23 protein-coding genes are annotated in these 20,384 nt (G+C 51.3%); 17 read left to right on the plus strand and 6 right to left on the minus strand.

What is annotated here, in order from left to right:
* Nucleotides 1–9: 9 nt before the first annotated feature.
* Both ACZ1HF_RS13230 and ACZ1HF_RS13235 read right to left on the minus strand, forming a co-directional pair.
* Nucleotides 10–735 (minus strand): anti-sigma factor family protein, encoded by a 726-nt coding sequence (locus ACZ1HF_RS13230; protein ID WP_472657950.1) that lies wholly within the window; start codon nt 733–735, stop codon nt 10–12.
* Between the two features lie 5 nt (nt 736–740).
* The gene (locus ACZ1HF_RS13235) at nt 741–1,280 is read right to left on the minus strand and encodes an RNA polymerase sigma factor (protein WP_472657951.1); all 540 of its coding nucleotides are present in this window, start codon (nt 1,278–1,280) and stop codon (nt 741–743) included.
* A gap of 62 nt (nt 1,281–1,342) precedes the next feature.
* On the opposite strand from ACZ1HF_RS13235, the gene ACZ1HF_RS13240 reads away from it, so the two are divergent.
* Nucleotides 1,343–1,789: a DUF4399 domain-containing protein gene (locus ACZ1HF_RS13240; protein ID WP_472657952.1), complete on the plus strand. Its 447-nt coding sequence runs from the start codon at nt 1,343–1,345 to the stop codon at nt 1,787–1,789.
* A gap of 104 nt (nt 1,790–1,893) precedes the next feature.
* On the opposite strand, the gene ACZ1HF_RS13245 is transcribed toward ACZ1HF_RS13240, so the two are convergent.
* Nucleotides 1,894–2,481, minus strand: a complete 588-nt coding sequence (locus ACZ1HF_RS13245) for a YceI family protein (protein ID WP_472657953.1) — start codon at nt 2,479–2,481, stop codon at nt 1,894–1,896.
* 105 nt (nt 2,482–2,586) lie between these two features.
* On the opposite strand from ACZ1HF_RS13245, the gene ACZ1HF_RS13250 reads away from it, so the two are divergent.
* The 16 genes from ACZ1HF_RS13250 to ACZ1HF_RS13325 all read left to right on the plus strand — a co-directional run bounded on the left by ACZ1HF_RS13250 (nt 2,587) and on the right by ACZ1HF_RS13325 (nt 16,131).
* On the plus strand, nt 2,587–2,889 hold the full coding sequence (locus tag ACZ1HF_RS13250; protein WP_472657954.1) for an endonuclease/exonuclease/phosphatase family protein: 303 nt from the start codon (nt 2,587–2,589) through the stop codon (nt 2,887–2,889).
* Nucleotides 2,880–3,380 carry an endonuclease/exonuclease/phosphatase family protein gene (locus ACZ1HF_RS13255; protein ID WP_472657955.1) on the plus strand — a complete coding sequence of 167 codons (501 nt, stop codon included), beginning with the start codon at nt 2,880–2,882 and terminating at the stop codon, nt 3,378–3,380. The genes ACZ1HF_RS13250 and ACZ1HF_RS13255 overlap by 10 nt, the downstream gene beginning before the upstream one ends.
* Before the next feature lie 95 nt (nt 3,381–3,475).
* Nucleotides 3,476–4,225, plus strand: a complete 750-nt coding sequence (locus ACZ1HF_RS13260; RefSeq protein ID WP_472657956.1) for a CDP-alcohol phosphatidyltransferase family protein — start codon at nt 3,476–3,478, stop codon at nt 4,223–4,225.
* Nucleotides 4,222–5,844: a sulfatase-like hydrolase/transferase gene (locus ACZ1HF_RS13265; RefSeq protein WP_472657957.1), complete on the plus strand. Its 1,623-nt coding sequence runs from the start codon at nt 4,222–4,224 to the stop codon at nt 5,842–5,844. Before ACZ1HF_RS13260 ends, ACZ1HF_RS13265 begins: the two co-directional genes overlap by 4 nt.
* On the plus strand, nt 5,841–6,806 hold the full coding sequence (locus tag ACZ1HF_RS13270) for a lysylphosphatidylglycerol synthase transmembrane domain-containing protein (protein WP_472657958.1): 966 nt from the start codon (nt 5,841–5,843) through the stop codon (nt 6,804–6,806). The genes ACZ1HF_RS13265 and ACZ1HF_RS13270 overlap by 4 nt, the downstream gene beginning before the upstream one ends.
* Nucleotides 6,807–6,825: 19 nt before the next feature.
* On the plus strand, nt 6,826–7,830 hold the full coding sequence (locus ACZ1HF_RS13275) for an ABC transporter substrate-binding protein (RefSeq protein WP_472657959.1): 1,005 nt from the start codon (nt 6,826–6,828) through the stop codon (nt 7,828–7,830).
* Complete coding sequence (locus ACZ1HF_RS13280; RefSeq protein WP_472657960.1) at nt 7,820–8,620, plus strand: ABC transporter ATP-binding protein; 801 nt, start codon at nt 7,820–7,822, stop codon at nt 8,618–8,620. The genes ACZ1HF_RS13275 and ACZ1HF_RS13280 overlap by 11 nt, the downstream gene beginning before the upstream one ends.
* A complete protein-coding gene (locus ACZ1HF_RS13285; protein WP_472657961.1) occupies nt 8,617–10,200 on the plus strand; it encodes an ABC transporter permease in 1,584 nt (527 codons plus the stop codon). The genes ACZ1HF_RS13280 and ACZ1HF_RS13285 overlap by 4 nt, the downstream gene beginning before the upstream one ends.
* Before the next feature lie 9 nt (nt 10,201–10,209).
* Complete coding sequence (locus ACZ1HF_RS13290) at nt 10,210–11,268, plus strand: glycosyltransferase family 4 protein (RefSeq protein WP_472657962.1); 1,059 nt, start codon at nt 10,210–10,212, stop codon at nt 11,266–11,268.
* Nucleotides 11,269–11,331: 63 nt separating this feature from the next.
* A complete protein-coding gene (locus tag ACZ1HF_RS13295) occupies nt 11,332–11,943 on the plus strand; it encodes a ribonuclease D (protein WP_472657963.1) in 612 nt (203 codons plus the stop codon).
* Nucleotides 11,944–11,964: 21 nt separating this feature from the next.
* Complete coding sequence (locus tag ACZ1HF_RS13300) at nt 11,965–12,933, plus strand: KpsF/GutQ family sugar-phosphate isomerase (RefSeq protein WP_472657964.1); 969 nt, start codon at nt 11,965–11,967, stop codon at nt 12,931–12,933.
* Between the two features lie 245 nt (nt 12,934–13,178).
* Nucleotides 13,179–13,535, plus strand: a complete 357-nt coding sequence (gene lptC, locus ACZ1HF_RS13305; protein WP_472657965.1) for an LPS export ABC transporter periplasmic protein LptC — start codon at nt 13,179–13,181, stop codon at nt 13,533–13,535.
* An 8-nt stretch (nt 13,536–13,543) separates the two neighbouring features.
* On the plus strand, nt 13,544–14,053 hold the full coding sequence (locus ACZ1HF_RS13310; RefSeq protein WP_472657966.1) for an LptA/OstA family protein: 510 nt from the start codon (nt 13,544–13,546) through the stop codon (nt 14,051–14,053).
* The gene (gene lptB, locus ACZ1HF_RS13315) at nt 14,050–14,811 is read left to right on the plus strand and encodes an LPS export ABC transporter ATP-binding protein (RefSeq protein ID WP_472657967.1); all 762 of its coding nucleotides are present in this window, start codon (nt 14,050–14,052) and stop codon (nt 14,809–14,811) included. The genes ACZ1HF_RS13310 and lptB overlap by 4 nt, the downstream gene beginning before the upstream one ends.
* A gap of 242 nt (nt 14,812–15,053) precedes the next feature.
* Complete coding sequence (gene hpf, locus ACZ1HF_RS13320; protein ID WP_472657968.1) at nt 15,054–15,629, plus strand: ribosome hibernation-promoting factor, HPF/YfiA family; 576 nt, start codon at nt 15,054–15,056, stop codon at nt 15,627–15,629.
* Nucleotides 15,630–15,666: 37 nt separating this feature from the next.
* Nucleotides 15,667–16,131, plus strand: coding sequence for a PTS sugar transporter subunit IIA (locus tag ACZ1HF_RS13325; RefSeq protein WP_472657969.1), 465 nt, complete (start codon nt 15,667–15,669; stop codon nt 16,129–16,131).
* Here ACZ1HF_RS13325 and ACZ1HF_RS13330 read toward each other — a convergent pair whose 3' ends face one another.
* The 3 genes from ACZ1HF_RS13330 to ACZ1HF_RS13340 are packed head-to-tail and all read right to left on the minus strand — an operon-like array spanning nt 16,132 to nt 20,215.
* Entirely contained in the window at nt 16,132–17,559 is a 1,428-nt protein-coding gene (locus ACZ1HF_RS13330) for a sulfotransferase family 2 domain-containing protein (RefSeq protein ID WP_472657970.1), read from the minus strand. It lies immediately after the preceding gene.
* Nucleotides 17,556–19,232, minus strand: coding sequence for a DUF5927 domain-containing protein (locus ACZ1HF_RS13335; RefSeq protein ID WP_472657971.1), 1,677 nt, complete (start codon nt 19,230–19,232; stop codon nt 17,556–17,558). The genes ACZ1HF_RS13330 and ACZ1HF_RS13335 overlap by 4 nt, the downstream gene beginning before the upstream one ends.
* A complete protein-coding gene (locus tag ACZ1HF_RS13340) occupies nt 19,229–20,215 on the minus strand; it encodes a glycosyltransferase family 2 protein (protein WP_472657972.1) in 987 nt (328 codons plus the stop codon). Before ACZ1HF_RS13340 ends, ACZ1HF_RS13335 begins: the two co-directional genes overlap by 4 nt.
* Between the last annotated feature and the right edge of the window lie 169 nt (nt 20,216–20,384).

Raw genomic sequence — 20,384 nt, forward strand, 5'->3', positions numbered from 1 at the left:
TTTGCAGCTTCATATACGAGCAGCGAAATCCTGCGCGGCACGGTCAATTAGCGCCTTATCCGAACCACCAATCAACAGGAACTCATAGCCGTCCGCATGCCAACTTGCAGCTTGCATTCCCTCCATAATCGAAGACTTCGGTGTGCTTCGGCCCGCTTTATCAGACCGAATGATACAAAGAGCCAACGGATCGCCCGTTTCAGTCAGATAGGCTATCTGGATCAGCGGCGTACCATCGAATCCAAGTTGTTGAGCCCGCCGGTAATCCAAACCAAGCGCTGATTGAGCTGGCTGCAAGTCCAGTCCCAACTGCTGCGAAAGGCGCGTCAGCTGGGCGCCCGTTCTATCCGGCTCTGCGACACTTAACGTCTCGGTCACATAGAGCGCCTGATAAGCCGCAACATATTTCATCCAGCCATCTTGCTGCGACGTAGACGTGCGCAACAAACCACCCAGCGCGATGCCCACAACAAATACAGCGGCAAGGGCTGCAATCTTGCGGGAATGGGCTTTCTTGATCGGCTCGAACTGAGTACCAAAATCAGACATGGCCGGCGATTGGTCCAGCAAGCCGTCAAACGCCTGCTTCAACGTATCTTCTGGTAGACGCAAAGCATCCAGTCGCGCCGCAGTTTTCGGATCCGCTTTCAACTGCTGTTCAAGCCGCCGAGTTTCTTCACTACCTAGTTCCCCATCGAGATAGGCTGTCAGAGTCTCATCTGTTATGTCATCCATCAGTTTCATCCTGTCTCAAAATTCTGCTCGCCCAGCTGCGCATTCAAACGCTTTCGGGCGGCGGATAAGCGGCTCATGACCGTACCAGCGGGAATATCCAGAACTTGCGCTGCTTCCGCGTAACTGAAGCCCTCAATATAAACCAGCATGACTGTTACCCGTTGTGCTTCTGGCAACTTTCCTACTTCTTGTAACACTTCAGACACGAAATAATTCGCTTCCGGTCCGGGGTTTTTATCTGCAAGGTCCAGATCCTCGACTGGAAGAAGGCCTGCCCCCCGTCGCACCGCCTGCGACCGCAACTCGTTGAGCCAGATACGTTGCGCAATGCGGAAAACCCAGCGGTCCAAATGTGTACCAATCTGAAATTGATCCGCCTTTTCCATCGCGCGGAGACACGCCATTTGCGCCAGATCGTTTGCTGCGTCCTGTTTCCCAGTCAGCACCAGCGCATAGCGCCATAATCTTGGGAACACGGTCTCCAAGCCATCACGCACGACGTCCTGCGGATTTTTCTTCGCAAAAAAATGAATAATTCCGTCCATACGTGTGTTGTCTCTCTATACGGCAGTCTGCCGTTCGAAACTGTACTCTAGGGAGATTGACGATGAAAACTAACTTTTTTGCTATTACGCTGGCAGCAACACTGGCTATCACAGCGCCAGCCTTTGCAGAGGGAACACCCGCAGCCGATGGGGCTGAGGTATATTTCATCAATATAGAGGATGGCGCGACAGTCAAAAGCCCGGTCAAAGTCATCTTCGGACTGTCGGGTATGGGCGTTGCCCCCGCCGGAACCGAAGCGGAAAATACGGGACACCATCATTTGTTGATTAACCGCCCCGCATTTGGAGAAAGCGATGAGGATAAAGAGGCATTGGAAAACGGACTGCCTGCCGATGAAAACCATGTCCATTTCGGCGGTGGTCAGACAGAAACCACAATAGAGCTAGAGCCTGGTACACATACTCTGCAAATGGTTCTGGGCGATCTTTATCACGTTCCGCACAGCGAACCAGTTGTATCAGAAGTAATCACAATCACAGTAGAATAATCAGTAAGTTAGTAAATGGTTAAGCCTGCAATCGTCTATGTTTGACGATTGCAGGCCGTGATTTCATCCAGAATTTGAAAGACCGGCACCGACAAGCCAGTAAATCACTCCACCCGCATTGCTTCGGTTTCGATCATCAGGCGAACCTCATCGCCAACCAAACCATTATCGACGCCGTAAGCCATACCATAGTCGCTACGCTTTAAGCTTCCGCGGACAGTGAGACCCAATACGAAGCGCTTGTGCCCGAATGGATAAGTATCTGCCTTGTTTAGTGTCACATCCAGAGCCAAAGGGCGGGTTTCGCCAAGCAAGGTCAACGCGCCAGTCACAGTGCCATTGGTCTCACTGGCAGGCTCACCGGCATCTGCAGTAAATGTCATAACCGGGTGCTTGTCTACACTCAGGAAATCATCAGCACGTACATGTTTGTCCCGCGCTTCATTGAAGGTGTTTACACTATTTGAGGTGACGGTAACTTCTACGTCGCTCAATTCTTGTGTCTCCATGTCGTACATGAAGCTGCCCTCGATCTCGCCAAAAATACCAAGCGTCCCGGCATAGCCAATATGATCGATCATAAAGGCAACCGTTGTGTGTTCGGGGTCCAGCTCATAACGTGCTGGCTCCGCATTGGCAGTAGTCGTCAGAGATGTGACTGCGATTACACTTGTTATTAATGTTCTGAACATTGTGGCCCCCAAGGCTGGAATTGACTGAAAAACTATAACAATGCTACCGCTCTCATCTGACGCTGACCAGTCCGTAGATGAGATGATCTCGTAGATGTCATTAGAATGGTTTCGGATATGCATAATGTATCACCAGAAGGCCATGATAATGGCAGACCGCCGCAGACCTCCATTAGCTGCCTGACATGGAATATACACCGAGGGCAGGGACGTGATGGCCGGATCGATCCTGCCCGCATAATGGATGTGCTGGCCAGTGACATCGCGCAGGCAGCCCCGGATATCATTGCGTTGCAAGAAGCCGATACCGACTGCCCACCCCATAGCGGCATCCTTGATATCGACCGCATCGAACAGGAGACAGGTCTGATCTATCTTCACAAGGATGAGCACCTGAGATGGGGGTAGATAGCCACGGATTTCTCGGAACGATCCTGTTTATACGCCCACAGTTTGAAACTCAGTTCGCAAATGTGATCGATCTGCCGGGTCATTGCCATCGCGGGGCAATCGTCGCTGAAGTTGCGATCAACGGTCGCCCTGTACGGATTATTTCAACCCACCTGTCACTGTCACAACCCTTACGCATAGTTCAAATGCGAACCATCGGGCAGTTTCTGAAACGTCATACACCTATGCAAACCATAATCATGGGAGACCTGAACGAATGGCGACCATGGGGTGGCCTGGCTTTCTCGAAAACTATCACCGGGCAGAGTCTGACCGGCCCAGCGCGCGCAACATTCCCTGCGACCCGGCCTATCCTGCCGCTTGACCGCATTCTAAGTGATGTGCCGGACAGCATCAGCGACTTGCGCATACTGGACAGCACCTTGATCCGTATGGCGTCGGATCATCGCCCACTTGTCGCACGTGTTCGGCTAAGCGAGCCTGTTTAGACAACATATCAGCGGCATTCAGCGCACTCAAAAATGTTACAATTCAAAACCTGCTATTTCTTGACAGTTCTGAGACAAATCTAGCTAAACAAACTATGATTGACCCTAATACACAGTCTGACAGTCACAGTAATGCTATCGCCTCGGTGCCGGCCCTGCATTTCGTGCTGTTTTCCGGAGCTGCCATGATAGTGGTGCTGGCCGTTGTGCATATTCTTGATGATGCGTCTGGCTGGAACGCAGAAGTCATTGCCACATGCCTGTTTGGTCTAACAATATTGATCGGCACATGGACCATAATGACCAGCTATCCTCACGCACGATTGGGGGCCTGCAATCTTGTTACTCAGGCGCGCGCGGCTTTGGCAGCTGTTCTAAGCGTCGCAATCGTGCAACCAGAGACACTGACATATCATCCATGGTTGATCTTCGGGATTGCTGTCTTTGCGCTGCTACTGGATGGCGTTGACGGATGGCTTGCGCGACGCAGCGGTCTGTCCTCGGCCTTTGGCGCACGTTTCGATATGGAAGTGGATGCATTTCTAGCTTTGATCCTGTCACTGATCATTCTGCAATCAGGCAAGGTAAGCGCAATGATCCTTTTGCTAGGCATTATGCGCTATCTTTTCGTTATGGCAGGTTGGTGGCTACCATGGTTGCGTGGCAATCTACATGAAAGCTTCCGACGGAAACTTATCTGCGTCATACAGATCAGCACACTTGTAATCCTGCTCCTGCCGTTTGTGACAACACCAGTATCTTGGGTCTTGGCAGGGTCTGCGATAATTCTGTTGATATGGTCCTTCGCAATCGATGTGATCTGGCTGGCACGACAAAAGTCATGAAATCGGTTTTCCCTTTGGCAATGGCGGCACTGGTTCTTTATGCCGTGCTGATCCTGCCAAACCATCCCAACGGCATACAGGCCCAGACGCTGACCCGCTTCCCGCTGGAGCTTCCGATCCTTCTTTTCGGACTCATGGCGTTGCCGAAGCAAAAGTTCCTATCGCGGATCGTTAAGCTATCTCTGATCATGTTTCTGTTGATAATTACGATCCTGAAGCTGGCGGATCTTGCGATGTTCACCGCCTTGGGGCGCAGCTTCAACCCGATTGTCGATCAGTTTCTGCTTGGCGCAGGGTTGAATGTGATTTGGGGCAGTCTCGGGCCAGCACTTGCAATTCTTGGTATCCTTGGGGCGGGTCTGGCTCTGATAGCCCTAGTAGTTGCATTTATATGGGCCATCGCACGTTGGTCACGCCCCACATTGCCTATATGGATCCGTGGTGCGGCAGGCGGTGTCGCTGTCATATTCGCCGCCATCTGTGTCGCTGATACTGGCCACGCAACCCGTCTTTGGACACTGCCGGTCAACCCACCCGGAAGCGCCTTTACCACAAAGCTCGCTTACCAGCATACGGTTAGATACCGTAAGTCGCATCAGGAACTTCAAAGTTTCAAGCAAGCCGCAGCAACCGATCCCTATGCAGGCGCAATCGGGCTATTTGATCTGATTGGTGACAGGGACGTGCAGTTCATTTTCATTGAGAGCTACGGCCGCACCAGTTTTGATAACCCACTTTACGCGATGACCCATGTGCCGACGCTAAAGGCCGCTGAGGTGCAGCTAGCAAAAGCCGGTCTTGCGATGCGTAGCGGTTGGCTAACCTCACCTACTTCTGGTGGGCAAAGCTGGCTGGCCCACGGAACGCTAGCGTCCGGGCTGACAACTGGCGATCAGGCGCGCTATGGCGCTATGCTTGCCAGCCCACGCAAGACACTGTTCCATCTTGCCTCTGACGCCGGATATAGAACTGGGGCTGTCATGCCTGCGATTACACTGGCTTGGCCCGAAGGCAATCTAATGGGGTTCGAGAAAATTCTGGCAGCCAAGGATATGGGCTATAAAGGTGCGCCGTTCAACTGGGTCACGATGCCTGACCAATTCACTCTATCAACATTTGAAAACCTGCTGGGACAAGATCCACGCCCCGATTTCCTGCAAATTGCGCTGATTTCATCTCACGCGCCCTGGGTTCCGATCCCACCAGTGATCGATTGGGACAACATCGGAGATGGCCGTATATTCGATCAATGGGCGAACTCCGGCGACACACCAAAGGTGGTTTGGCGCGATCGCGACAGGGTGCGCGATCAGTACAGAAAGGCGATTGACTACTCACTACAGACTGCCATGGCCTATGCTGAAAGGGCCTCTGAAAAATCCCCTTTGTTGGTCATTCTTGGCGACCATCAACCGGCAGGCTTCGTGTCACAAATCGAAAGCCTGGATGTGCCAGTTCACATTATTGCACCCCCAGAAGTTATTGAAATGCTGGATCACTGGGGCTGGCAAGACGGATTGGTTCCAAATGAGGCTACACCGGTTTGGCCAATGCAGGATTTCCGCGATCAGTTTATCCGGGCCTTCAGTTCAACCATTCTGGAGACCAGTCGCTCATGACAGCCAGCATAGCATACGGGGTGCGGATATTTGTGTCCGTAAGCTTGATTACAGCATTACTGTATATGACCGACACCGGGCAGGTTTTCACGCGGCTAGAGCAAGCGGATTGGCGTTGGTTACTGTTCGCATTAGGGGCACTGACAGTACAGACAGTTCTGATGGCGCTGCGCTGGCAGTTGACCGCGCAGCAGCTTGGCATGACATTCAGCCTCAGATGGGCAGTTGGCGAATACTACCTCGCGCAGCTGGTCAATCAGCTTCTTCCCGGCGGCGTCATAGGTGATGCAGCCCGCGCTGTCAGGTCACGCCATGGGGCCGATCTAAACCGCGCCATACAATCTGTCATGATTGAACGTCTGGTCGGCCAGCTGGCCATGTTCACAATAATGTTTGCTGGTTTCACAATTGCCGTAGCATATCCCGGCGGTATTAACTGGCCAGTCTGGGTTCCATGGCTGCTACTGTTTGGCTTTTGTCTTGCACTTTCGGCAATGGCTATTATTCCGTGGCAACTTATCCATCTGCCTTGGCTCAGCAGCTTTGCAAACGCAATAAAGCGCAGTGTTCTGGCCGGCACTATCCGAGGTCGCCAAGCCCTGCTTGGGCTGACAATCGTCAGCCTTAATCTTGTGGCATTTTACGTCTGCACACTTGCCATAGGCACGACCTTACCCGCTGAGGCAATCTTTACCCTTATCCCGCTTATCCTGACTGCAATGTTAATCCCTGCCTCCATCGGCGGTTGGGGCTGGCGGGAAGGGGCAGCAGCGGGTCTTTTTCCGCTGGTAGGAGCAAGCGCAAGCGCCGGAATTGCAGCCGGAGTTGCCTACGGCTTGATCATGTTAGTGGCCAGCCTACCAGGCGCAGTTCTATATCCAAATGCCGCACGGACGACTGGCAAGTCCCTGCACACGCGACCCTCGTCGCTTGCTGATAAACCAAACCCCTATAAAATATGATATCAAACAGGAGGTACTCATGCCTAAAAAAATCATCTCTCCGCTCTCTCGTCGTCGCTTTCTTGCGACCACCAGTGCTGCTTTTGGCTTAAGCGCGCTGAGCACCGGACCCGGAACCGCACAACAGACAGAAGTAGCATTGCAATTGTCCTGGCTGCATTCCGTGCAGTTTGGCGGCAGCTACATTGCCGCCTCAAAAAACTACTGGGCGGATCAGGGTTTGACCGTTGCGTTGAATCAGGGTGGGCCTAATGCGCCAGTAGAACCCCCTGTGGTTTCAGGTAACGCGCTTGTCGGTATATCAGCAGCTGACTATACAGCCGCAGCCGTTGCAGAAGGTGCGCCATTCAAGATTATCGCTGTTGCAATGCAGAAAAACCCGTTTGCCATCACATCGCTACCTGAAAATCCTGTGAATACGCCTGCCGATTTGGAGGGCAAACGTATCGGAATGGCGGTGGCAAATACACCTGTGCTGCAAGCGCTGTGCACAATCAACAACGCCGATATTGAAAAGATCGAAATTGTCCCAACACAGTATGACGCGGCACCTCTGGTGTCAGGGCAGGTGGATTGCCTGCTTAATTGGGCAACAGACATACCCGTCGCTATGAAAATACAAGGTGTTGAGAGCGTCACAATGCTCATGGCTGATTTCGGTTATTCGGTACATTCACAGACCTACATCGCAACCGATGACACTATCGCCAATCGCCGCGCCGATCTGGTCGCCTTACTGAAAGGCGAAGTAATGGGTTGGAATGATTATCAGACTGACACAGATGCCGCCGCAGCCCTGACCGTAGAAATGTTCCCCGATGCAGGTCTGGGCTTGCCAACACAAAAGTTACAGGCCGAACGACAGGTGCCTTTGATGTTCTCGGATCTGACGGCAGAGAATGGCTTTGGTTGGTTCACCGAGGACACCGTTAACGCCAATATCGAAACGCTGGCTCTGCTTGACCGGAAAGTGACCCCTGACCTTTGGGACAGATCGCTTCTTGAAGAAGTGCATGGAAGCTAAATCAATCGGACCTCTAATCACCTGTAGCGGATTGTCCAAAACCTATGGCAGGCTCGATGATCCGATTAAAGCGCTTAGTCCTACCAATGTTGAATTTGCGGCTGGGCAAACCACGGCCATTGTCGGCCCCTCGGGATGTGGAAAGTCGACTCTGCTGCGCTTAATCGCCGGGCTGGAGACACCCTCGGACGGTACTGTCATGATTGGTGAGGAAACCCCTGCGCAAGTCCGCAATCGAGCTGGGCTCGCAATGGCTTTTCAGGATCCTTCGCTTCTGCCTTGGCGCAGCGTTCGTAACAATATCGCGCTAGCTTTGACATTGGCACGTTCTAAGCCTGATCCTGCGGCCATAGCCAGACTGATTTCTCTGGTTGGTCTGAACGGCTTCGAAGATCGCCGCCCCGCCGAGCTGTCAGGGGGTATGCGCCAACGTGTCGCCATTGCTCGCTGCCTGATCAGTGCACCAGACCTTTTGCTATTGGACGAACCTTTCGGCGCCGTAGACGAACTGACACGTATGCGTTTGAACGAAGACCTGCCTCCAATCTGGCAGTCGCGCGGAACGACGGCTGTTCTTATTACCCATTCGATCAGCGAAGCCGTGCTGTTGTCTGATCGTGTGTTGGTAATGTCAAACCGCCCCGGTGATATCATCGCTGATATTCCAATCAATCTGGATGGCCCGCGAAGATCAGATCTGACTGAAACCAAACCGTTCCTCAAGGCCACAAAACGCGTGGCCGCTGCCCTTTGGTCTGACCCAAAGACCAAAGCACTTGCGGCCCAATGATCGCCAGCACATCATCACGGCAAAGGCGTCTCTGGACTGGCGTTCCCGCGCTAACCAGCTGGCTTGCAGGACTTGCCATATGGGAAGTTGCAGCCCAGTTGACCGCGGGCAATTTCATCATCGCTGGCCCGTTCGAGGTTAGTGCGCATATATGGATGAATGCGGGGCTTCTGAGCCGCGCAATGGCTGCCACGCTTAAGGCAGCCACCTTGGGCTTTGTATACGGTAATATCGCTGCCGTCATTCTTGCAGCTAGTGTTTTCCTTGCCCCGCGGACGGAACGTCTGATCTTGGCACTGGCCCTGTTGATTTTTTGCTTACCGCTGGTAGCCACCGGTCCAATCCTGCGCGTTCTGTTCGGCTCGGGCGGCGGGCCACAGATTACACTGGCAGCACTTGCCGTTTATTACACCACATTCCTGTCACTGATGGTGGGTCTGCGTGCTGTGCCACAAAGCTGGCCCGATCTTGTACGCAGCTACGGACGCGGGCGCATGGCCGAGCTTTTCCATATCCGCATAATGGCCTCTGTTCCCTATTTTGTTGCGGGTCTTCAAATTGCAGCGCCAGCTGCCTTTCTGGGTGCCATGGTCGGAGAGTTCACAGGCGCAGAGCGTGGCATGGGCGTGCTTACAATTCGTGCCATGCGTGGTCTTGATGTGCCAGCGACTTGGGCACTGGCACTGCTGGCAGCAATGATTTCGATGTTGGCCTATGGTATTTTGGGCTGGATAGGGCGCAAACTTGTCACAGCGCCTCCTGCTGTGTTGTTGTCTGCGCCCAGCGCGCAGCAAAGGCAGCCTATATGGCAAAGATCGGCCATGGCGCTTCTGATTATCGTAACCGCTTTATTGCTCTGGCAGGGCCTCATGGATGTGTTTGGTGCAAACAGGTTCTTTGCCAAGCGACCTGCGGATATCTGGCAATTTCTGATCAGTGCACCTGATGCCATTGCCAATCAAGAAAAATTGCTTACCGCTTACGGAGAGACCCTGACCTTTGCCATTCCGGGGTATCTGACCGGACTGCTGTTGGGCGCAACACTTGCGGGGTGCATCACCCTTTTGCCCGGCCTTGCCGCGACGGTGTTGCCTATTGCTATTGCGTTGCGCTCTGTTCCAATAATCACGACTGCGCCGCTTATCGTACTCGCCCTCGGACGAGGGGCTGTGGGGACGATTACGATCATCGCTGTGATGATTTTCTTCCCAACGCTTGTCGCCTGCCTGCAAGGTCTGCGCCAAACACCGGGACAAATCGTTGAGGTCTTTGACAGCTATGCTGCTGGTCGCCTCCGCCTTTTGGTATTTGCGCGAATCCCAGCCATGTTACCCGCCCTTTTTGCGTCAGCGCGCATGGCAATACCCGCCGCGCTTTTAGCCGTAACGACCGCTGAATGGCTGGCAACAGGTAAAGGCATAGGCAGCCTTATGGCGCTGACTGCATCAACCTCGGATTACAACATGCTCTGGAGCGCAATTGTCTTGTTGTCAGTCACTGCCAGCCTCGTCTATGTCGTCTTGGAACAGCTCGAACAAATCGTCTTACGTATTTATGCCAGTGAGCAGCTGTCCAGATAAGGGACTGAGATGACGAAAATACCGCCGGCCGTTTTCGCCATTCCCGGTGATATGCACCGCAAGACAGGCGGGTTTATCTACGAAGCCACATTGCTGCATACTTTGCAGGAGCGAGGAAATGCCATCCGGCATCTACAGCTTCCGGACAGCTTTCCGACCCCCACCGCCGGTGACATGGCAGCAACTATTGGCGTCCTTGCAGATATACCAGCCGAGACTCCGGTGATCTTGGATGGCTTGGTTTTTGGTTCAATCGATCCCAAGGGGCTGGATCACATGCGCGCACCCATTGTCGCAATGATCCATCATCCGCTAGGTCTGGAAACAGGTCTTAGCCCAGATTTGGCAACGCATCTTATGAAAAATGAGGCAGAGGCGTTGAAACGCGCGGCCCATGTCGTTGTTCCCAGCCCACATACGGCACATATCCTTGCGCAGCAATTCGGAGTGGCACCCGGTAAAATCTCTATAGCTTTGCCAGGGTCTGACCAAAAACCGGCGCAACGCATCCCACAAAGCCCGCCACTGATTTTGTCCGTCGGACTTCTGGCGGCGCGCAAGGGCCATGATATCTTTTTGGATGCGCTTGCCGAGCTGGTCGATCTTGACTGGCAAGCCGAGATTATCGGTGGATCGCATGAAGTAACCATCGAAAGGAACCTCAAGCAGCAATGTCATGATCTGGGGTTGGACCAGCGCGTCACCTTTGCGGGGCTTTTGGACCAGACCGCTTTGCACCGCCGATATGAAGCTGCCTCGATCTTTGCCCTTGCAACACGCTATGAGGGTTATGGCATGGTCCTTGGTGAAGCGATGACATATGGGCTGCCGATTGTAACCTGCAATACCGGCGCAGTTCCTGATACCGTTGGTGATGCAGCTCTGCTTGTGCCAGTGGATTCCCCATCGCTGTTCAGCGCTGCCCTGAGACGGCTTCTGACGGACGGAAGACAGCGGGACGCCTTATCAATAGCCTCCAAAACAGCCGGAGAAAGCCTACCGACTTGGCATGATACAGCACAGGTGATGGAACACGCGCTGCTTTCCAGTCTGTCCAGTCAGACATAGCTGTTATTGTATTGCACCGGCAAACCCCGTATCTCGTCTCAGGTACAAACGAAGAGACAAGACGTGGCAAATTTTCTTTACAAGAACGATCTACCGGATGATTTGAACCTTGGACCAGTCGTCGCGATTGATTGTGAAACAATGGGGCTGAACCCACATCGCGACAGGTTATGCGTAATCCAAATGTCTGGCGGTGACGGAAATGCGCATATGGTGCAAGTGTCCAAAGGGCAGAACGAAGCGCCCAACCTATGTCGTATGTTGGCCGACCCGAATGTCCTAAAGCTGTTTCATTTCGGGCGGTTTGATATTGCAGCGATGTTGAATGCATTCGGGGTCGTCACAGCCCCAGTTTATTGCACTAAGATCGCTTCAAAACTGGTTCGCACTTACACAGACCGGCATGGGCTGAAATATCTTCTGCAGGAACTTCTTGCCGTTGATATATCAAAACAACAGCAATCCAGCGATTGGGGTGCAGAGGCTCTGAGCGACGCGCAGCTGGAGTATGCAGCATCCGACGTGCTGTATCTGCACCGCTTGCGGGAAGAGCTTAACAACCGGTTGGATCGCGAAGGGCGGACCCAGATTGCACAGGCATGTTTTGACTTTCTTCCGATGCGTGCACAGCTTGATTTGGCCGGATGGCCTGAAATTGATATCTTTGCGCATTAGATACATGGAATGCTAAGCACCATGAACCATGATACATTCCTTGAAACAGGTCGTCGCGTTATCGAGCGTGAAGCCGATGCGTTGACTTTACTTCATTCGGCTTTGGACATGGAGTTCTCTAAGGCCGTGGCATTAATGCTAAAGGCTAAGGGCAGGGTCATAGTCAGCGGTATGGGCAAATCAGGGCATATTGCCCGCAAAATTGCCGCTACATTAGCCTCCACCGGGACACCTGCGCATTTTGTACATCCTGCCGAGGCCAGTCATGGTGACTTGGGAATGATGGCTCAGGGGGATGTGGCATTGGTTTTGTCCAATTCGGGCGAAACGCCAGAGCTTGCCGATGTGATCGCCTATACGCGCCGCTTCAATATCCCAATGATCGGAATCGCCAGCCGCGCGGGAAGCACTCTGCTGAAACAGGCTGATGTTGCGTTACTTCTGCCACCGGCTAAGGAAGCCTGCGGGACAGGTATTGTACCGACAACTTCAACAACGATGACATTGGCCCTTGGCGATGCATTGGCAATTGCCATGATGGAGCATCGCCAGTTCACACCCGAAAATTTTCGCGATTTCCATCCCGGCGGCAAATTGGGTGCCAGACTGTCGAAAGTACGCGACTTGATGCATAGCGGCGATGCTGTGCCATTGATTTGCTTCGATACACCAATGCCAGATGCACTAATTGAAATCAGCCGTAAGGGGTTTGGTGTCGTTGGTGTAACTGGTGAAAACGGTGCGCTTGCAGGGATCATAACCGATGGCGATTTGCGTCGCCATATGGACGGGCTTCTGGAGCGCCGTGCAGACGAAGTCATGACACCCGACCCTCGCACTATCTCGCCGGGTGCGTTGGCCGAAGAAGCTGTTGCGCAGATGAATGGTCTGGGGAATACGCGCCCCGTCTTATGTCTGTTTGTGGTAGAGGACAGCAGACCGCTTGGTATCCTCCATATCCACGACTGCCTGCGCGCCGGGGTCGGATGAGCAATGACCTTCGCTGACAACAGATATTCTCGGTTCGTCCAGTTTGCGAAGATTATCTTCCCCCTTCTTGCGCTCGGGTTTCTGTCAACCTTATTTCTGTTTTCACGTAATCTGGACCCTACAGACGCTATTCCGTTTGCTGATATCGATGTTGAGAAAATCGCCCGAGAACAACGTTTGGCCTCCCCCGATTTTCAGGCCTCACGTCAGATGGGTCAGCTATTACAGTGTCGGCAGAAAGTGCAGTGCCTGATCCCGAAGATTCACGACGTCTTCAGGCCAATACGGTCACAGCGAATATAAAGACCGATCATGGGGCAGAGTATAATATACTTGCAAAAATCGCGCTGTTCGACGGAAATAACCAACAGCTTGATTTGACAGGCGACGTCATGATCAAGACATCGAACGGATATCAGCTTGACACAGAAATGCTGACAACCGACCTGCGCGCCACAGGGATCACATCCTCTGGTCCCGTTAGCGGTTATGGGCCAGCTGGCAAGCTGGACGCTGGTAATATGGTTTTGACAAACCGAAATGACACGCATCTTCTTGTTTTCAAGGATGGTGTGAAGCTGATATACCAGCCTGAGAAGTAGGTGGTGAAATGAGATTTTTTATACGACAGGTTCTAATCCTTTGCCTCATCAGTTTTATTCCCATTACTGCGTTCGCTCAGAACGCTACGGTTGCCTTTGGCGGCTTGAAACACGACGCGACCCTGCCAGTTGAAATCACTGCTGATGAATTGATCGTAGATCAAGAGACTGGTTCTGCCGTCTTCAAAGGCAATGTCGTCGCAGGCCAAGGCGAAATGAGATTAAGCGCAGGGAATGTTCGTGTTGAATATGCTACCGAAAACGGGGGCGCGACGGGTAAGATTGATCGGCTTTTGGCAACTGGCGGCGTCACACTTGTTAACGGAGCGGAAGCTGCAGAAGCTGCGGAAGCCGTTTATTCCATAGAGTCAGCGCAAATTGTCATGACTGGAAATGTGATCCTGACTCAGGGTGAAAACGCACTGGCCGGTAAGAAACTAACGGTCGACTTGCGTGAAGGAAGCGGCCGTATGGAAGGCGGCGTGAAAACAATTTTCCAAACTGGGACCGATCAGTGACCGAGAAACACGACTTTCTGGTTTCTGAAGGCTCCGCCGGTCTTAAGATTCATGGGCTTCACAAAAGCTATAAACGTCGCCCTGTTATCCGTGATGTCAGCCTTGATCTTGATCGCGGTGAAGTCGTGGCACTTCTGGGCCCGAACGGTTCGGGTAAAACGACTTGCTTCTACGCAATTGCCGGCCTTGTGACGCCTGAAGCAGGCACAGTGACGATCGATGGACGTGATGTGACGTTGCTGCCAATGTATCGCCGCGCGAAATTGGGTATTGGGTATTTGCCACAAGAGATGTCCATTTTTCGCGGATTGAGCGTTGAGGACAACATCCTTGCCATCCTTGAAGTTGCAGTCAAAGACCGTACCAAGCGTCGTGAGCGCCTGGAAGAATTACTTAGCGAATTCTCAATCACCCATTTGCGACGCGCGCCCGCGCTTTCACTGTCCGGCGGGGAACGTCGCCGGGTAGAAATTGCACGCTGCCTGGCTGCTGACCCCAAATATCTGCTGCTTGATGAGCCTTTTGCTGGCGTTGATCCGATAGCTGTAGGAGAGATCCGTGGGCTTGTCGCTGACCTGAAAAAACGGGGTATCGGTGTTTTGATAACAGACCACAACGTCCGCGAAACACTTGAGATCGTTGATCGGGCCTACATCCTCCATGATGGTCACGTTCTGATGAGCGGAACAACTGACGAAGTCGTGCAGGACGAAAATGTACGTCGCGTTTATCTGGGGCAGAATTTCAAAATTTCATAAGACAGAATTTGCCAGTCCAGGTTCATCCACATAGCTGCATCAAGAAGTAGCAAACGACTCAGTTGACAGACACGTATGATATAGCGCCAAATATTGGTGATGTTTGTGGACACTGTTACGCCTCAGGCGACACGCTTGGATGTTAGTCTCTCTAAGGCCATTTTTCTGGTCGGATGGGGATTTGACGACTGGACAGAACCGCTAACAACTTTCACTGAATTTCATAAAATCAAGGAGATGCTATGCGTTATCAGATCAGCGGTAAACAAATCGATATCGGGGAAGCTCTCCAAACTCATGTTCAAACGGAACTATCTGAAATCATAGGGAAATATGCGGAGCGGCCCACAGATGCGACCGTTGTATTTTCAAAAGACGCTTTTGAATTTGTCTGTGAAGCAACAATCCACCTGAGTACCGGCCTGACAACACAGGCCAAAGCCCACGATACAGAAATATATGCAGCTTTCGAAAAGTGCTGCGACAAGATGGAAAAACAACTTCGCCGCTATAAACGTCGTCTTAAGGATCATCATAAAGAAAGGTTGCAACCGGTTGAACTCTTCGGTGCATCATCTTATATCCTCGCCGGTGGAACCAATACTGATGAGGTAGAGCCTGATACGCTTCAACCCATTATTGTTGCGGAAATGGAGACTAAAATACCATCGCTTTCAGTGGGCGAGGCTGTTATGCAGATGGAAATTGCGGGAGTGCCAGTATTGGTGTTTCGCAATGAGGGAAACAAGGGTTTGAACGTCGTATACCGACGCGATGATGGAAATATCGGGTGGATCGACCCGGTGACTGGAACATAGCAGCCTGAACGCATGGCTGCTTTTCAAGAGAGCGGTTATGAAACTAACAAGCATCCTCAAACCAGAGGCAATCAAAAGCGTTTCCAAGATATCGAGCAAAAAGCGACTGTTTCAGGAAATCGCCGACCTGTCGGAATCCTGTTATGGCGTCGAAGCGGGTTCAGCGCTTGATGCACTTCAGGAACGTGAAAGTCTTGGCCCTACCGGTGTAGGGTCTGGCGTTGCCCTACCTCATGCGCGACTTGAGGGGCTTGAGCATGTAGTTGCAGTGTTCTTACGGCTCGAAAAGCCAATTGATTTTGATGCGGCTGATCGACAGCCAGTTGACCTTTTCTTTGCCATGTTTGCGCCTGCAGATGCAGGTGTTGAACATTTGAAGGCGCTTGCGTTGGTATCCCGAACCATGAGAGATCGTGATATATGCGCAAAATTGCGTGCAAATGAAAACCCGGCTGCTTTGCATGCAATTTTGACAGAAGGCCCTGCGTCACAGGCTGCTTGATCAACTGGCGCACCAGTCCGAGAAACCAAAGTTTATGTAGTCCTTGCGATATGCGGCACGGGCTAGCTTTTCGAGATCAGCGTCATATATATCAACCAGACTGTAGGGTTCATCTGTCTGAAATTCGCTAATCCCCGGATCAGTAAGTTCCAAATCCTCAGCCAGGCGGGAAAGATCGCGCTGTATATCGTTTTCGCGTATAATCACGTCAGGTATAGTAATTGACGCGGCACCTTCCAGCATAGCCGTCTGGCTTGCCCAAGTCATATCAACGCGAAGGCTGGTTTGTCCCGAGAGGCTTGCTTTCACGAACTTCAGAAAGTTGACAAATGCCAGCTTGTGGTCGGCCTTTGAGTAATTGTTAACATTACCATCTATTGGAACCAGCACATCATAGCGGCGCCGTATAACGCGTCTTGCTTCTGCAAATATCGCATCTGGCGCTGAAACCATACGGGTGCAAAACGCCGTATGCGCCCGCGCAAGAGGATGCCTGATAACTGTAAAACTTCTATGCCCGGGGTTTTCGCGCTTCCAGTCACGTAGTGTTTTCTGCGTTAGGTTTGTTGAGATATCCTCACGCTGCACCCCATCCAATCTGGCCATCCAATCCAGCACTTCTTCACCGGGTTCAGGGCGTATCGGAACATAAAGCAGCGGTGCCTTAGCTGCGATATAAAAACCGGGCACACCAGGGCCGCGTCGTGGTTCAAAGTTTGGTTCATGCGAAAGTGCAAAATAGTCCATATCTGCAAGATCACTGACCATCTCGTCATAGTTCGCGACTTTGTTTTCGATTTCATCGGGGTTTTGCTTCTTGAAGGACTTTGCGAAAACCTTGATTTCCTGATCTGATCCAAGGAATCTCGCTAGACCATTTATCACATCAACATCACTCAGATCTTCGTAATCGATATGAAAAGCTGTCTGTCCTGTCTTTTGTAATGTACCAGCAATATGGGAATGGAAACTTTCGCGCGTTCTCACAGTTTCCTCAAATTCCCGTTTGTTGAACTTGATTTTTGCGGACCGTCGTTGCTTTGCATCGATAAGGCTCCATTGGTTGGTCTCCACCGCAATATTGAGTGAAATATAACTTTCCAGCGGATTCCGGCTAAGAACGATTTTCGCGCAGCATGGGTCTGCCAGTACATGAGAAAGAACTCTTGGCTCATGGCCTTGAAAGAGCCGGAAACCAGGAATGCCTTGAGTATTTTCTTTGATCAATTCCAGCAATCGTAATGGGGCCTTTTTCCGATCCGAAACAGTCATGTCAAACAGGCTTTGTTCCGTTAATTCACCAATGAATTCCGGATTGTATATCTCACCATAACAGGTGAAATCATCGAACTGGTTCAGGTAGGTTTCAAGAAGGTTAGACCCGGTGCGCATGCCAGCAAGAATAACGAAAGACTCAAATTGGCTCATGATTGCGCACTAGAATGTGTTGAACTTTCTTCGACCACTGGGAATGCTCCCATAAGACCGGGACCCATACCTTCATTTTTGAGTCTCTGCAGAAATTGCCCAAATCCAGTCAAGTCTACCATGCGTGGTACTTCAGTCAGCTTGTTTTTACTTCCCCCCATGTCATCCAGAACAACTTGCAGGTTTCTCATTGAATCTTCAATGAACTCTGCCAATGTCCATATCCTAACTTGGGCTTTCGTTTTGCTGGAGCGAAGCAGATTAAGATGTGCAATCTCCAAGTTTTGAAACAAAGTAGCCTCTTTATACAACTCGGAAAAATCACGGCCGGATTGAAAGAGCGAAATTGCCCACGCACCACTGATTACATATATTTGAGCATTCCTGTCCTTCACTAGGAATCTAGAAATTTTCTGATTGTCCCCAGGACCAAACTGGAAGCATTGATGCTCACCCCGGGTATTCCAGATCAGGTTAGTCAGAAAGTCTTGGGGGTTATAGTCGCGCAGTTTTACGCTATCTGTCAGACAGCCACTAAACACTTTCTCACCACCCGCAAATTCAACCCGATCTTTTGCAAAAAGGTGGTTATGAATACGGGCGTCTACACATTCTTGCAGCCAATCCTCGAATCCTTCAAAAAAATTATTGAAACCTTCAAGGACCGTATATTTGCTGCTGCTCACATCCCCTTCGAAATTCTGGTCAGGGTAACGCCCAACCATATACAACCCAGCGCGCCCATTTAACCGACGCTCCGTCGCTCTGTTAAACAGGCGGTCGATCTTGAACGGGTTCGGTTCAGAATTGCGCATTGGACCCGGCTGTGCCGTTAAAAACTCTTGGTAAACCTGCTCTGAATGCGGCCATATTTTGCGTGCAACAAAGCAATTCGATTTCCGAAGAAGCTGAATATGGTCGTCATAGAAAACATATGGCTTACCCTGCAAATCAAATTTGGACAGCGTGAGTGATCGGCTTTCGATCCGTTTAGCATGCTGCCTTGCCAAGGTCTGAAAATAGCTTTCGTCAGGAATCCATACCCGACGAAAGTAGCGATCATAAATCTGGCGTTTAGGGTCATCCAAAATTGAGGACAGGGTGGCACGTGTCAGACACCACCATTGAGAGCCAAGATGGGGCACCAGTCCGTCAGGTATCTTGCGTTTGAATTTGATGCGACGCTGAAACGATACATAGCGATCAAATAATCGACGGTGCCGTCGCCAAGAAAAAGGAAAGCGTAAGGTAAACCGTTCATGGTCAAGGCCACCAATTGTCCAATCAACGCTCTCGGCCGTGACAGACTCGATGAAGTCAGTGTCAGGGTATCGGTTAATATAAGACTGAAGTTCTGCAACTGGTCGTAATGGTATGCAGGAGCCACTTGCGAGATAAACGTGGCTAACTTCAGGGAATGCATCAAGCATCAGCTCGCAGGCAGCCTGGGTTGCAGATACGATCGACCAACTTCCCCATTCACAGGAAAACTTCTGCGAAAACCTTACATTGGGAAAGTCACCCATCTTGGCACAGAAGCGTTTGTAGGAATCTGCATCTACCCTTTCATCGACATGGACGACCACAGGCCTGTCATGTTCAGCCCAGTGACGCACGACCTGCGCAGCACGGTCCAATGCCGTATGCGCTAATATGACGAAGCCAATGTTCAAGCCCAATTTCCTGATGACATCAAACCAAGAATCTCAAGTTGTCGCCAATTGATATATCGCTCTGACCACTTACACCAAAGGTCTGGTTGCTCTCCGAGCCCATCGCTATAGGCTAAATATTCATTGCCTCTTGCAAAATGTTGTTGTCGCGCTGCTTCTTCTTCGGATCTTGAAGAAAATGTGTCGAGGAACTTTGCGTGTAGCAGACAGCCTGACGTCTTTTCACCGCCCTGAGTATCGTAAACCCGGTTCAATCCACGCGGCAGCAACATATGGGTAGAACTGACATAAACGTACCCGCGATGCCATTTGACCAGTGGAACTTTATTGAGCGCCGGCGCGTGTTTGGCATTGTCTTGAAAAAACGCCCGAGCGCGTGGCCCGCCCTGTATCCATAGGTTTTCGTATTGATGGTTCTTTCTTATTGAGTAGTTGCCGATGTCGAACCAGTGCGCGTTTTCGAATGGATTTTGCCCTTTGGAATAGGGAACGCTATCTACCGGCCCTTTGGGATACATATCCACTAGCATGGTTCCAAAGGATTTGATCGACGACGCGTCAAGCCAATCGGTTAGAGCCCGTAATGGGCGCGTATTGCAAAACGGGTAGATAAGGAATTCATCGATATCCACCACAATGGTCCAATGCCCGTGCGCATATTTGGTTTGAAGCCAGTTAAGCCAATCTACACCAAAACGGGATTCACTATAGCTGTGTGTCGTATGAAAAAGTGTTACATCGGGCTGCTTTGCCAAATAGCTGCCTGTGCCATCCTCTGAGCCATTATCGATAAGGATGAAGTGATCAACGCCAATATCCCGATAATACTGCAGAAAATATGGTAATCGATCATATTCGTTCCGCAGGGTGGAGAACAGGATGATGTCGGATCTGCCTATCTGAGACGTGCGATCAGAAACATTTTGCAATTCTCGACGCTTACGAAATGCCCGGATTCGCCAATGCCGTCTCTGCAATCTCATACGATATGAGTTCAAAAAGCCCAAGCTATGCCTTCTTCTAATCCTGCTATAATATCAGTTAGTTCGCTCCACTTCACAAATGAAAATCGACACTGTTGTTATATAAATGGCCTCTGTTTCGTTAATTTGTTGAAACAGGGGCGCTCATTGCAAGCTTTGTATGGCCCCG

This window comes from Litoreibacter sp. GN1-5 (assembly GCF_055693805.1).